Here is a 13091-nt window from a genome sequence, read left to right as displayed (position 1 = left end):
ACGGGACCAGCGAGGCCGAATCGAGGACCGCCCCGGACCGGATCGGACCGCGTCCCGGACCGGGTCGGACCGCGTCCGGATCTTTCCCGATGCGCACGGCGCGTCCGATTTACGATCGTTTGAAGAGGTCTGCTACTGGGGCGTAACCTCGCGCGGTCTGGGTAGTTGTAGTGCACGAGGGAAGTGACCCGGCAACACCGACCTGGCCGCCGGGCCAACAGGGAGACACATCATCATGAGCAAACGCATGACCACGTGGCAGAAGGCGACGGCACTCGTCCCGCTCGCGCTGCTCTCCGGAGCCTGGACGGCCAGCCTGGCCGTCTCCAGCGCGACCGCCTCGGACAGCGCTGAGGAAGAGACCGCGGCGTCGCTGCCGGACGGCAGCTCGGTGCCCAGCGAGGCCGTCGACCAGCCCGCGAACATCTCGGCCCCCGGCGAGGTGGCCCCCGGTGTGCCGAAGGGCAGCGAGGACTCGGTCGTCAAGAGCGCCTCCACCAACGGCATCCCCAGCGCTGCCCTGTCGGCCTACCAGCGGGCCGCCCAGGTCATCGACTCGGCCGACGCCTCGTGCAACATCGAGTGGCCCCTCGTGGCCGCCATCGGGCGCGTCGAGTCCAACCACGGGCGCTACGGCGGCAACACGCTGTCGGCCGAGGGTGTCTCCACCCCCGGCATCTACGGCATCCCGCTCAACGGCGGCAACGGCACCCAGCGCATCAGCGACACCGACGCCGGGCAGTACGACAACGACAAGCAGTTCGACCGCGCTGTCGGCCCGATGCAGTTCATCCCCTCCACCTGGTCGGTGGTGGGCGTCGACGGCGACGGCGACGGCAAGCGCGACCCGCAGGACATCGACGACGCGGCCCTCGCCACGGCCGTCTACCTCTGCTCCGGCGACGAGGACCTCGGCGAGCGCGCCGGCCAGGAGTCGGCCGTCTACCGCTACAACCACAGCGACGACTACGTGGCCCTGGTGCTGTCGATCATGGAGGCCTACGCCTCGGGTGACTACAGCGCCGTGCCGAACAACTCGACGGCCCCCACCACCTTCACCCCGTCGTACGGCGACTCGGTGATGGGTGGCGGCACCAAGGGCTTCACGCCGCCGAAGAACCCGGCGCCGCGCCCCGGTGGCAGCGGCAGCACCACCGCGGGCAGCGGCGGCAGCAGCTCGTCGGGTGGCGGCAGCTACACCCCCGCCCCGGCCCCCACGCAGGAGCCCGCTCCCGCCCCGGCGCCGACGCAGGAGGTCTCGCCCGAGAAGGTCGTCAAGGACACCACCGACAAGGTGACCAACACGGTCAAGGACACCACCGACAAGGTCACCACCGGTACGTCCAACACGCTGTCCTACGCCCAGGCGAAGGCCCAGTGCCTCGCCGAGGGTGTGCTCGCCCTCAACCTCGAGAGCTGCATCGACGGCAAGATGTGATCCACGGCTGACACGACGAAGGCCCCCTCACCATCACGGTGAGGGGGCCTTCGTCGTCCCGGTCTGCGTCCGGACGTCAGCGACGGAGCAGGGCTGCGGCCTCGGCGGCCCAGTAGGTCAGCACCACGTCGGCGCCGGCCCGGCGGATCGAGGTCAGGGTCTCGAGGATGGCGGCCTCGCGGTCGATCCAGCCGTTCGCAGCGGCCGCCTCGACCATCGCGTACTCCCCCGAGATGTTGTACGCCGCCACCGGCACGCTCACCGCGTCGCGCACCTCGCGCAGCACGTCGAGGTAGGCCAGCGCCGGCTTGACCATCACCAGGTCGGCGCCCTCGGCCTCGTCGAGCAGCGCCTCGCGGACGCCCTCGATCCGGTTGCGGCCGTCCTGCTGGTAGGTCCGTCGGTCGCCGGTCAGCGAGGAGTCGACGGCCTCGCGGAAGGGGCCGTAGAAGGCGGAGGCGTACTTCGTCGCGTAGGCCAGGATCGCCACGTCGGTGCGACCCACCCCGTCGAGGGCGTCGCGGACCACCGCGACCTGGCCGTCCATCATCCCGCTGGGCCCCACGACGGCGGCGCCGGCGGCGGCCTGCGCGCGCGCCATCTCGGCGTACACCTCGAGGGTGGCGTCGTTGTCGACGACACCCCCGGCGGTGAGCACGCCGCAGTGGCCGTGGTCGGTGAATTCGTCGAGGCACAGGTCGGCCATGACCGGCAGCGCGTCGCCCACCTCGGCGGCGACGTCGGCGATGGCGACGTTGAGGATGCCGTCGGGGTCGACCGCACCGCTGCCGACGGCGTCCTTGGTCGTGGGCACGCCGAAGAGCATGATCCCGCCCAGCCCGGCCTCCGCCGCCTCGGTCGCGGCCCGCCTGAGCGAGTCGCGCGAGTGCTGCACGACACCGGGCATGCTGCTGATCGGCACGGGCTCGGCGGCACCCTCGCGCACGAACACCGGCAGGACGAGCTGGCGCGCGGCCAGGCTCGTCTCCGCGACCAGGTCGCGCAGCGCGGGCGTCCGTCGCAGCCGGCGCTGCCGGACGACCGGGCGCTCGACGGTCACCTCGGGCTCACTTCGAGCCGGCCTTGCGGCGGCTCGTCGTGCGCCGCTGCGACGGCTTGGTCACCGCCTGGCCCGACTCGAGCAGCGCGAGCCGGCGGGCGGCACCGAAGTCGGCCAGCGCCTCGACGAGCTCCTCGGCCGACGGGCTGGCCGCGAGCACGTCCACGCGCAGCCCGTGCTCCTCCGCGGTCTTGGCCGTGGCCGGCCCGATCGCGGCGATGACGGTGGCGGCGTGCGGCTTGCCGGCGATGCCGACGAGGTTGCGCACGGTCGAGGAGGAGGTGAAGACGACGGCGTCGAACTTGCCGCTCTTGATCGCGTCGCGGACCGGCGCCGGCGGCGGCGTGGCACGCACGGTGCGGTAGGCCGTCACGTCGTCGACCTCCCAGCCCAGCTCGACCAGACCGGCCACGAGGGTCTCGGTCGCGATGTCGGCACGGGGCAGGAAGACCCGGTTGATGGGGTCGAGGACCTCGTCGTACTCCGGCCAGTCCTCGAGCAGGCCGCGGGCGGACTGCTCACCGGTCGGCACCAGATCGGCGCGCAGGCCCCACTCGGCCAGCGAGGCGGCGGTCTTCTCGCCGACGGCGGCGATCTTCAGCCCGGAGAAGGCGCGGGCGTCGAGGCCGTACTCCTCGAACTTCTCCCGCACGGCCTTGACCGCGTTGACCGAGGTGAAGGCGATCCACTCGTAGCGGCCCTCGACGAGGCCGCGCACGGCCTTGTCCATCTGCAGCGGGTTGCGCGGCGGCTCCACCGAGATCGTGGGCACCTCGACCGGCACGGCGCCGTGCGAGCGCAGCCCGGCCGACAGCGACCCGGCCTGCTCCTTGGTGCGCGGCACCAGCACCTGCCAGCCGAAGAGCGGCTTGGTCTCGAACCACGAGAGCGTCTCGCGCAGGTCGACCACGTCGCCGACGACCGTGATGGCCGGCGGGGTCATGGCGGCGGCCTCGGCGTCCACGGCCACGGTGGCGAGGGTGGAGACCACGGTCTGCTGCTCGGTCGTGGTGCCGACCCGGGTCATCGCGACCGGGGTCTGCGGCGAGCGGCCGGCCGCCATGAGGCGCTGGGCGACCTCGCCGATGCAGGCCACGGCCGAGAGCAGCACCAGCGTGGTGTCCCCGGCGTAGGGCTGCCAGTCGATCTTGAGGTCGGCGCAGGACAGCACCGCGACCTCGCGGGCCTTCTTGGTGGTCAGCGGGATGCCGGCGTAGGCGGCCACCGAGGTGGCCGAGGAGACGCCGGGGACGATCTCGAAGCCGATCCCGGCCTTGACGCAGGCCTGCGCCTCCTCGGGCCCGGAGGCGAAGAGGAACGGGTCGCCGGCCATGAGGCGCACGACGCGGCGGCCCTGCTTGGCGTGGCGGACCACGACCTTCGCGCGGGCGGCGTGCGTGAGCGGCTGGCCGTCGGTGCCGAAGCCGCCGTCGACCAGCTCGGGCCCGTCGCCCGGCACCGGGACGCCGTCGGCGTCGAGCACCGGCGCAGGCAGGCCGAGGACCTGGCGGACGAGGTCGGCGTGCTCGGGGACCTCGGTCACGACGACCTCGGCGGAGCGGAGCAGCTCGACGGCGCGGACCGTCAGCAGGTCGCGCTCGCCGGGTCCGCTGCCGACGAAGGAGACCCGTCCCGGACGGACCTTCGCCCGTCCGTTGGCCGTGCCCCGACCGCTCAGGGTCCCGGTGGTGGTCCCGGTGGGCACGGTGGTGGTCTGCTGCGAGGGTGCGGTGTGACTCACGGCTGCCTTCTCGATCGTGGGCGTGCGGGGTGCGGGTGCGGTCGGGTGACCGGTGGTGCGGGCGGGTCGCGGTGACGCCTGGTCACCGGCCTGCCGTCTCGGCCGGGTCATGGCACCGCCCTCCCCGCCAGGTCGGTGGGGGCCGGCGGGACGTCGTCGAGCTCGGCGGCGCCCTCGTCGAGCAGCTCCGCCGCGACGGACGACCCGAGCTCGTCGGCGGCGGCGAGCGGTGCCGACCCGGAGCGACGTACCGACAGCCCGCCGTCGAGGGAGAGCACCACGGCGCGCAGCCACAGCTCCTCGCCGTCCTCACCCTCGACCACGTCGGCCAGGGCACCGACCGGGGAGCTGCAGCCGGCCTCGAGGTCGGCCAGCAGCCGCCGCTCGGCGGTCACCGCGGCGCGGGTGGCGGGGTCGTCGAGCACGGCCAGGTCGGCGGCCAGCGCGGTGTCCGCCGAGCGGCACTCCAGCGCCAGCGCGCCCTGGCCGGGGGCGGGCAGCATCTGCAGCGGGTCGAGTGCCTCGGTCACCTCGTCGAGACGCCCCAGCCGGGCCAGGCCGGCGCGGGCCAGCACCACGGCGTCGAGCTCGCCCGAGGCGACCTTGCCGATCCGGGTGTCGACGTTGCCGCGGATCGCGAGTACCTCGAGGCCGAGCCCGAGCGCGTGCAGCTGGGCCGCCCGTCGCGGGGACCCGGTGCCGACGCGGGAGCCGACGGGCAGCTCGCCGAGCGTGAGGCCGTCGCGGGCCACCACGACGTCGCGCGGGTCCTCCCGCAGCGGTACGGCGACCAGGTCGATGTCGGGGGCCGGGGCCGTCGGGAGGTCCTTGAGCGAGTGCACCGCGACGTCGCAGCGGCCCTCGAGCAGCGCCGAGCGCAGGGCCCCCACGAAGACGCCGGTGCCGCCCATGGTGGCCAGCGGTGCGTCCGAGACGTCGCCGTGCGTGGTGACCTCGACGAGCTCGACCTCGACGCCGAGGTGTTCGCGCAGGGCGTCGGCGACGTGCCCGGCCTGGGTCCAGGCCAGCGCGGAGCCGCGGGTCCCGACCCGCACCACCCGGCTCACGGCTGCACCCCGTCGGCGCGGGTGACGGCGTCCACCGACTGCTGGTCGAGGGAGAACAGGTCGGCCAGGGCGGCGGCGTAGGACACCGCGCCGCCGGAGTCGGCCAGCTCCTTGACCCGCACGGTCGGCTGGTGCATCAGCTTGTCCGCGACCCGGCGCACGGCGTGGGCCAGCTCGGCGCGCACCTCGTCGGGCAGCTCGGGCAGGCGGCTGTCGAGACGGGCCAGCTCGGCGTCGACGACCCCGGTCGCCATCGACCGCAGCGCCACCACGGTGGGCGTGACGCTGGCGATCCGGCGGGCGGTGAGGAAGGCCTGGACCTCCTCGGCCACGATCCGGCGCACGCCGAGGACGTCGACGAGGGTGTCGTCCTCGTCGGTCAGGGCCGCGAGCCGCTCCAGGTTGACCAGCGCGACGCCGGGCAGGTCGTCGACACCCGTCTCGACGTCGTGCGGCAGGGCCAGGTCGATGACCGCCAGGTCGCGCGGTCGCGTCCCGAGGGCGTGGGCGACCTGGCCGACGGACAGCACGGTGCCGACGGCGCCGGTGCAGGAGACGACCACGTCGGCGACGGCCAGCTCGGCCTCGAGGTCCTCCAGGTCGGCGCCCCGGGCGTCGTACTGGAGGCCCAGGCGGCGCGCCTTCGACGGCGTGCGGTTGACCACGACGACCTCGGCGAGGCCGCGACGGGTCAGCGTGGCCACGGCCAGCGAGGCCATCGCCCCGGCGCCGACGACCAGCGCCCGACGTCCGGTGAGGGTGCCGAGGCGCTCCTCGGCGTGGTCGAGCGACACCGAGACCAGCGAGGGCGCGACCCGGTCGATGTCGGTCTCGGCGTGCGTGCGCTTGGCGACGCGCAGCGCCTGCTGGAAGGCGGCGTTGAGGGCGGGCCCGACGGTGCCGAGCTCCTGGCCGTGGCGCAGCGCCTCCCGCGTCTGCCCGAGGATCTGGCCCTCGCCGACGACCATGGAGTTCAGGCCGGCGGCGACGTGGAAGAGGTGGGAGATGGCGCCGTCGTCGTAGTGCACGTAGAGGTGGGGCACGACCTCGTCGGTCGGCTCCTCGGCCAGGTCGCACAGGGCGCGGGCCACCGCCTCGACCGAGCCGTGGAAGCGCTCGACGTCGGTGTAGATCTCGATGCGGTTGCAGGTCGACAGCACGGTCGCCTCCTGCACGTGGTCGGTGCCGTGCACCGCCACGATCAGCTTCTCGACGCCGTCGGCGTCGAGGCTGAGCCGCTCGAGCAGCGAGACCGGTGCGGTCTGGTGGGACACGCCCACGACGAGGATGCTCACGACCCCACCGCCGGTCGCTCGGGGGCCGCGTGCTCGCCGTGGCCGGCCAGCGCCTTGCGCTGCTCGTGGTAGGCGAGGATCTGCAGCTCGATGGAGAGGTCCACCTTGCGCACGTCGACGCCGTCGGGCACCGCGAGCACGGCCGGGGCGAAGTTGAGGATGCTGGTGACCCCGGCGTCGACCAGCCGGTCGCAGACCTCCTGCGCGGCGGCGGCCGGGGTCGCGATGACGCCGATCGCGACCTGCTGGTGCTGGACGATCGCCTCGAGCTCCTCGAGCGGGCTGACGGGCAGGCCGCCGACGAGGTCGCCGACCCGGTCGGTGTCGGCGTCGATCAGCGCCACGATGCGGAACCCGCGCGAGGAGAACCCGGCGTACGTCGCCAGCGCCTGGCCCAGGTTGCCGATCCCCACGATGACCAGCGGCAGGTCGCCGGTCACGCCGATCTCGCGGGCGATCTGGTAGCGGAGGTACTCCACGTCGTAGCCGACGCCGCGGGTGCCGTAGGAGCCGAGGTAGGACAGGTCCTTGCGGAGCTTGCTGCTGTTGACGCCGGCGGCCGAGGCGAGCTCCTCGCTGGAGCAGGTGCGGATGCCCCGGTCGGCCAGGCCGACGAGCGCGCGCAGGTAGAGCGGGAGCCGGGCCACGGTCGCCTCGGGGATGCCTCGGGTGCCGGAGGCGCGCTGTCCGTCGCGCGCACCGGGCAGGCGGTCCCCGGCCGGCTCCCCCGTGGGGGCCAGCCGCACCGTGTCGACGACGTCTCGGGCGTCGTGCGCCCGCGCGTCCTCGCGGTCTCGGGAAGGCCTCACCGTGCTCCTCAGCATCTGCGTGCCGCGCCGCTCCCGCCGGTGGTCCGGCGGCCGGTGCGGGCTTCCACTGTAGGAGTTTGTGAACGTGAGAACAAAACGATGGCCCGGCCCCGGACACCCCCGGTGACATCGGTCACACCAGGGGGGTGTGGACGGTGGAGCGACGCCCCTACGCGGGGCGGAGCGCGGCCCGGAGCCGACCGGCGTCCACGCGCCAGAAGTCGTGCTGGCGACCGTCGACGTGGGTCACCGGGATCTCCTCGCCGTAGCGGGCGAGCAGGTCGGGATCGGTGCTGATGTCGACCTCGTCCCAGCTCTCCCCCAGCTCCGCGCAGACCGCCGCGACGGTCGTCCGGGCGGTGTCGCAGAGGTGGCAGCCGGGCCGGGAGTAGAGCCGGACCCGGGCCGGGGCGGCCCCGCCGGGCGTCGCCGTCATCCCAGGACGTCCGGGGCGCCGCGGGCCTGCGAGCGGAGCCGGCCCCGCGCGACCTTGCCGGTCACGGTCCGGGGCAGGGAGTCGACGACCTCGATGCGGGCCGGTCGCTTGAAGCGGGCCAGCCGCTCGGCCGCGTGCCGGTGGGCAGCCGCGACGACCTCCTCGAGCGAGGCGGGGTCCGTGGGCTGCCCGGGCCCGAGGCGCAGGTAGGCGACGACGGCCTCGCCGGTGCTGACGTCCGGCACGCCGAGCACGACGGCCTCCTGGACCTGCGGGACCTCGGTGAGGACCTCCTCGATCTCCGAGGGGTAGACGTTGAAGCCCGACACGATGACGATCTCGGTGACCCGGTCGACGAGGAACAGGTCGCCGTCGGCGTCGAGGAGCCCGATGTCGCCGGTGGACCACCACCCCTCGGCGTCGGGGCCGCCCTCGCCGTCGGGCCAGTAGCCGCTGAACAGGTTGTCACCGCGGACCTCGATGACGCCGGGGTCGCCCGACGGCACGTCGTCGGGCGCACCTCCGCGCACCCGCTCGCCCCCCTCGGCGTCGTCGCGGACCCGCAGGGTGACCCCGGGGAGCGCGCGACCCACCGACCCGCGCTTGGCGGGGTCGGTGCCGCAGAGGGTCGAGGTCAGCACCGGGGCGGTCTCGGTCAGGCCGTAGCCCTGGTGCACGCGCAGGCCGAAGCGGTCGGCGTACTCGGTGACGAGGTCCTCGGGCATGGGTGCGGCGCCGGACATCACGGTGCGCACGCCGGCGAGCCGGTCCGCGAGGTCGCCGACGGCCCGCCAGGACGCCAGCACCGGCGGTGCGACGGGCAGCACGGTGACGCCGTGCAGGCGGACGTGCTCGAGGGACTGCTCGACGGAGAAGCCGTCGACGACCACCAGGGTGGCGCCCGTGGCCAGCACCTGGCCGAGCACGGCGTTCAGCCCGTAGACGTGGAAGAGCGGCAGCACGCCGTAGACCACGTCGTCGGCCTGCACGAGCGGAGGGTCGATGCTCCCGGCCTGTGTGATGTTGGCCAGCAGCGCACGGTGGCTGAGCATCGCCGCGCGCGGCCGGCCCGAGGTGCCCGAGGTGTAGAGCAGCACCGCGAGCGACTCGGCGTCGCGCGGCGGCGGCAGCACCGCGGCGGGCTCCGCGAGCAGGGCGTCGTAGGCGATCTCGTCACCGGCGGTCGGGGCGTCGAGCACGACCAGGCGGGGAGCGCCGGCGCGGCCCTCGTGCGGCAGCGCCTCGCGCAGGCCCGTCACCACGGCCCGGGCGGGATCGACCGTCGTGGGATCGGCGACCAGAAGGCGGGCGCCGCTGTCGGCGACGACGCGCAGCAGCTCCCCGGTGGCCGAGCGGGGGTTCACCGGCACCGAGACCAGCCGGGCGCGCAGCGCCGCCAGGTGGAGCACCACCAGCTCGACGCGGTTGCCGATCGCGATCGCCACCCGGTTGCCGGCGACCAGTCCCTGCGCGGACAGCCCCGTGGCGCACCGGGCGACGGTGTCCTCGAGCTCCTGCCAGGTCAGCCGTACGCCGCTCTCCGCGTCGATCAGCGCGACCCCGTCCGGGCGCTGCGCGGCCGTGTGCGCGAGGAGGTCGGCGAGGTTGGCGGTCACGCCAGGAAGTCTTCCACAGCGCGACCCGCCCGGGCCGGAGGCCGGAGCGCGCCCCTCCGGGCCGCGACCACGCCGACCACGCCGACTACGCCGACCACGCCGGTGGTGTCGCGGCCGGGGTGACCCGGTGCCGGCCCCCTCACCGTCCACGGGCGCACTAGGGTGTCCTCGTGGTGTCGGGACAGCGGGGACGCAGCGACCGCGGGGCCGGTCGCGGCCGCTCCCGAGCCCGGCTCGACCTGACCGAGCGCTCGCTGCTGGCCGGCGAGGCCGCGGCGGCGGTCGCCGAGCTGGAGACCTCGCTGGCGGTCCAGCCCGACCCGGAGGCGGCCGCCTTCTTCGACGTCGACAACACGATCATCCAGGGCGCGTCGATCTTCCACCTCGCCCGCGGCCTGCACCGCCGCCACTTCTTCACCACCAAGGACATCGTCGGCGCCGCCTGGAAGCAGGCCTACTTCCGCATCGTCGGGGTCGAGGACCCCGAGCACGTCGCCGAGGCCCGCAGCTCGGCGCTCGCCTTCATCGCGGGGCACCGCGTGGAGGAGCTCGAGGCGATCGGCGAGGAGATCTTCGACGAGTCGATGGCCGAGCGGATCTGGCCCGGCACTCGGGCGCTGGCGCAGATGCACCTCGACCAGGGGCAGCGGGTCTGGCTGGTGACCGCGGCTCCCATCGAGATCGCGACCACGATCGCGCGCCGGCTGGGTCTCACCGGGGCCCTGGGCACGGTCGCCGAGCACGTCGACGGCGTCTACACCGGCCGGCTCGTCGGGGAGATGCTCCACGGGCCCCACAAGGCGGTCGCCGTACGCCGGGTCGCGGAGGAGGAGGGGCTGGACCTCGCCCGCTGCTCGGCGTACTCCGACTCCTCCAACGACATCCCGATGCTGAGCCTCGTCGGTGACCCGTGCGTCATCAACCCCGACGCCCGCCTGCGCGAGCACGCGCGTGCCGAGGGCTGGCGCATCCGCGACTACCGCACCGGCCGGAAGGCGGCGAAGGCCGGCCTCGTCACCGCCGGGATGGCCGGGGCCGTCACCGGCTCCGTCGCCGCGGGCCTCGCACTGCGCCGCCGCACCCGCTGACCTCGCTGACCCCGCAGACCCCACTGATCCCTCGGGCCCCGCCGGCCCCTGCTGGCCCCCCGCTGGCCCCCCGCTGGCCCTCGTGGGGCGTTTCACAAGCCCCCGACAGGGCAGCATCACCGGAGGTAGGGTGAACAGCGGGTTTCGTCGCGGCTCGGGTGGGCCGGCGACGTGTCCCGGTCCGACCGGACCGGGGTGCGGCGACGACGTGCCCGGGATCGACCGCCGGGAGGGAGACCCATGCATCTCCGAGGGAGTGGGCACCAGCCTGGGCTGGACGCGCTCCGGCGCGCCGTCGCCGAGGTGCTGCTGTCCTCCCTCGACGTCTCCGCGATCGTCCCGACCCCCGCGCTCGCCACCCCCACGACGGGGTCGGTGCGCGGCCGGGCCCCGCGCCGCTGGCACGACCGGCTGCTGGCCTCCGACGCCCTCGTGCAGTCCCACCGAGCCTCCCCCGACGGACCTGCCGAGCCCTCCGGCTCGGGAGCCCGGGCGGAGGGCGAGGGGCCCCCGGGGCCCCGTGACGAGACCGACCTCAAGGTGTCCTCGCTGGAGGACGAGGCCGAGGGCGAGCGCCTCATCGCCCTCGTGGACCTCGCCAAGGCCGGGGACGCCGACGCCTTCGGGCTGCTCTACGACCACTACCAGCCGTCGGTCTACCGGTTCCTCTACTACCGGCTGGGGTCGGTGGTCGTCGCCGAGGACCTGACCTCGGAGACCTTCTTCCGCGCGCTCCGCTCCATGCCGTCGTTCACCTGGCAGGGCAAGGACTTCGGCGCGTGGCTGATGACCATCGCCCGCAACCTCACCATGGACCACTTCAAGTCGAGCAAGACCCGGCTGGAGATGACCACCGAGGACATGAGCCCCCACGACTCCACCACGGAGTCGCCGGAGGCCGCCGTGCTGGCCCACCTCACCAACGAGGCCCTGATGGCGGCCCTCAAGGAGCTGCCGGCCGAGCAGCAGGAGTGCCTGATCATGCGCTTCCTGCAGGGGCTGTCCATCGCGGAGACGGCCGCGGCCCTCGGCCGCTCGGACGGCGCCGTGAAGCAGCTCCAGCTCCGTGGGGTGCGCAACCTCGCGAAGCTCATGCCGGAGGGTCTGCGATGACCGCTCCCGGCACGTCGCGCGCGGGCCACCTCGACGGACCGCACCCCGGCGCTGCGGGCCGCGAGATCGGCCGTCCGGACGCCGTAACCCGGGGTCTCGTCCGTTCGTTGTGCCAGGTGTCGACGTCCTCCCTCCCGGAGCCGCCGGCACCCCACCCGCCGCGCACCACTGGATGGAACGGACCCCAGCGATGATCACTCTGACGAGCGCCCGTCGGCGCGCGGACGAGCTGGCCGCCGCGCTCGACGACCCCACGACGTCCGCCGTCCGCCCGGAGATCGCCGAGCTCGTCGGTGTCGCCGACGTCCTGCGGGCGCACGCCGCCGCCGAGGCGCCGGCCCTGTTCCCCCGCCCCGAGTTCACCTCCCGCCTGCGTGAGCAGCTGCTCGCCGAGGCCGCGGAGAGCTGGACCTACGACCCGTCGGCCGCCCGCCTCGAGCTGCGGGCCCGCACGACGACGCCCCGCCGCGAGCGTCGGCTCGTGGTCGCCGCGACCGCTCTCCTGCTCGCCGGCGGCTCGGCCGGCATGGCCGCGGCCGCCCAGCAGGCCCTCCCGGGCGAGGCGCTCTACCCGATCAAGCGGGGCCTCGAGGAGGTCCGCGCCGACCTGACCTCGGACGACGCCGCCCGCGGGCGGACCCTGCTGTCGCAGGCCGACAGCCGCCTCGGTGAGGTGGCCGCCCTCGTCGGCGAGTCCGCCACCGACCCCGCCATCAGCTCCACCCTCGAGACCTACCGGTCCCAGGCCCGCGAGGGCAGCGGCCTGCTCCTGGGCTCCTACACCGCCGGCAGCGACGCGGACGCGGACGCGGTCTCCGAGGTGCGCGGCTTCACCCAGGACGGCCTGGCCCAGCTCGACGCGCTGGCCGCGGCCCTGGCGCCCGAGCTCGCCGAGGACCTCCGCGAGACGACCCGGTTGCTCGAGACGATCGACGCCGACGCGGTGGAGGTCTGCCCGACCTGCCGGCCCGCGAGTGCCCGGGCGCTCCCCGTGGCTTTCGAGCCGGCCCTCGACGACGCCGCGCGGGTGCTGGCCTCCCTCGAGGGTGGCGCCGAGCTCCGCAACGACCACCCCCTGATCTCGCCGCGCATCGCGCCGCCGATCACCATGAAGGCGACCCCCCGCTCCTCCGCACCGGGCGCCGGCACCGGCGCCGGCGCTGCGCCGCCCGCCGAGGACCTGGGACCGCAGGAGGTGCCCGAGGACACCGGGGGCCTGCTCGACGGCCTCACCGGCGGCCTGGGCAGCGACGTCAGCAACGGCGGCTCCGACACCCGAGACCTCGACGAGCAGCTGGACGACGGCGTGCGCGAGGCCGAGGAGAAGGTCCGTGAGAGCGCCGAGGGTCTCGGCACGATCGTGGGCAAGACCGGCGAGAGCCTCGGGCTCGACGACCCGCGCCTGCCCTGACCGACCCCTCGTCCTGA

The 13091-nt window shown here is 74.5% G+C and carries 11 protein-coding genes; 4 read left to right on the top strand and 7 right to left on the bottom strand.

The annotated features are described in order from the left end of the window. Positions 1-235: 235 nt before the first annotated feature. Complete coding sequence (locus G7072_RS20165; RefSeq protein ID WP_277343389.1) at positions 236-1438, top strand: lytic murein transglycosylase; 1203 nt, start codon at positions 236-238, stop codon at positions 1436-1438. A 76-nt stretch (positions 1439-1514) separates the two neighbouring features. Here the strand turns inward: G7072_RS20165 and hemB are convergent, their stop codons facing one another. The 7 genes from hemB to G7072_RS01145 form a co-directional block, all read right to left on the bottom strand. After that, a complete protein-coding gene (gene hemB, locus G7072_RS01175) occupies positions 1515-2498 on the bottom strand; it encodes a porphobilinogen synthase (RefSeq protein WP_166083830.1) in 984 nt (327 codons plus the stop codon). Between the two features lie 7 nt (positions 2499-2505). Continuing rightward, the gene (locus tag G7072_RS01170; protein ID WP_206063350.1) at positions 2506-4176 is read right to left on the bottom strand and encodes a uroporphyrinogen-III synthase; all 1671 of its coding nucleotides are present in this window, start codon (positions 4174-4176) and stop codon (positions 2506-2508) included. A gap of 170 nt (positions 4177-4346) precedes the next feature. Further along, complete coding sequence (gene hemC / locus G7072_RS01165; protein ID WP_346766210.1) at positions 4347-5306, bottom strand: hydroxymethylbilane synthase; 960 nt, start codon at positions 5304-5306, stop codon at positions 4347-4349. After that, positions 5303-6601 (bottom strand): glutamyl-tRNA reductase, encoded by a 1299-nt coding sequence (locus G7072_RS01160; RefSeq protein WP_166083828.1) that lies wholly within the window; start codon positions 6599-6601, stop codon positions 5303-5305. Before G7072_RS01160 ends, hemC begins: the two co-directional genes overlap by 4 nt. Next, positions 6598-7308 carry a redox-sensing transcriptional repressor Rex gene (locus tag G7072_RS01155; protein ID WP_240917240.1) on the bottom strand — a complete coding sequence of 237 codons (711 nt, stop codon included), beginning with the start codon at positions 7306-7308 and terminating at the stop codon, positions 6598-6600. The genes G7072_RS01160 and G7072_RS01155 overlap by 4 nt, the downstream gene beginning before the upstream one ends. Positions 7309-7579: 271 nt before the next feature. Beyond that, positions 7580-7846, bottom strand: a complete 267-nt coding sequence (locus tag G7072_RS01150) for a glutaredoxin family protein (protein ID WP_166083826.1) — start codon at positions 7844-7846, stop codon at positions 7580-7582. Further along, positions 7843-9462: an AMP-binding protein gene (locus G7072_RS01145; protein WP_166083825.1), complete on the bottom strand. Its 1620-nt coding sequence runs from the start codon at positions 9460-9462 to the stop codon at positions 7843-7845. The genes G7072_RS01150 and G7072_RS01145 overlap by 4 nt, the downstream gene beginning before the upstream one ends. A 170-nt stretch (positions 9463-9632) precedes the next feature. On the opposite strand from G7072_RS01145, the gene G7072_RS01140 reads away from it, so the two are divergent. The 3 genes from G7072_RS01140 (at position 9633) to G7072_RS01130 (ending at position 13074) form a co-directional block, all read left to right on the top strand. After that, a complete protein-coding gene (locus G7072_RS01140; protein ID WP_240917083.1) occupies positions 9633-10550 on the top strand; it encodes an HAD-IB family hydrolase in 918 nt (305 codons plus the stop codon). Positions 10551-10790: 240 nt separating this feature from the next. Then, positions 10791-11663, top strand: a complete 873-nt coding sequence (locus G7072_RS01135; protein WP_166083824.1) for a sigma-70 family RNA polymerase sigma factor — start codon at positions 10791-10793, stop codon at positions 11661-11663. A 190-nt stretch (positions 11664-11853) separates the two neighbouring features. Next, positions 11854-13074, top strand: coding sequence for a DUF5667 domain-containing protein (locus G7072_RS01130; RefSeq protein ID WP_166083822.1), 1221 nt, complete (start codon positions 11854-11856; stop codon positions 13072-13074). Positions 13075-13091 lie beyond the last annotated feature (17 nt).

It is taken from the genome of Nocardioides sp. HDW12B (assembly GCF_011299595.1).
Classification (GTDB): domain Bacteria; phylum Actinomycetota; class Actinomycetes; order Propionibacteriales; family Nocardioidaceae; genus Marmoricola_A.
This window is presented reverse-complemented; position numbering and strand designations above follow the sequence as displayed.

What these genes read in the sequence shown, in the direction of transcription:
- G7072_RS20165 (WP_277343389.1), top strand. Translation starts at nt 236, where the DNA reads ATGAGCAAACGCATGACCACGTGGCAGAAGGCGACGGCACTCGTCCCG.
- G7072_RS01150 (WP_166083826.1), bottom strand. Translation starts at nt 7,846, where the DNA reads ATGACGGCGACGCCCGGCGGGGCCGCCCCGGCCCGGGTCCGGCTCTAC.
- G7072_RS01135 (WP_166083824.1), top strand. Translation starts at nt 10,791, where the DNA reads ATGCATCTCCGAGGGAGTGGGCACCAGCCTGGGCTGGACGCGCTCCGG.
- G7072_RS01130 (WP_166083822.1), top strand. Translation starts at nt 11,854, where the DNA reads ATGATCACTCTGACGAGCGCCCGTCGGCGCGCGGACGAGCTGGCCGCC.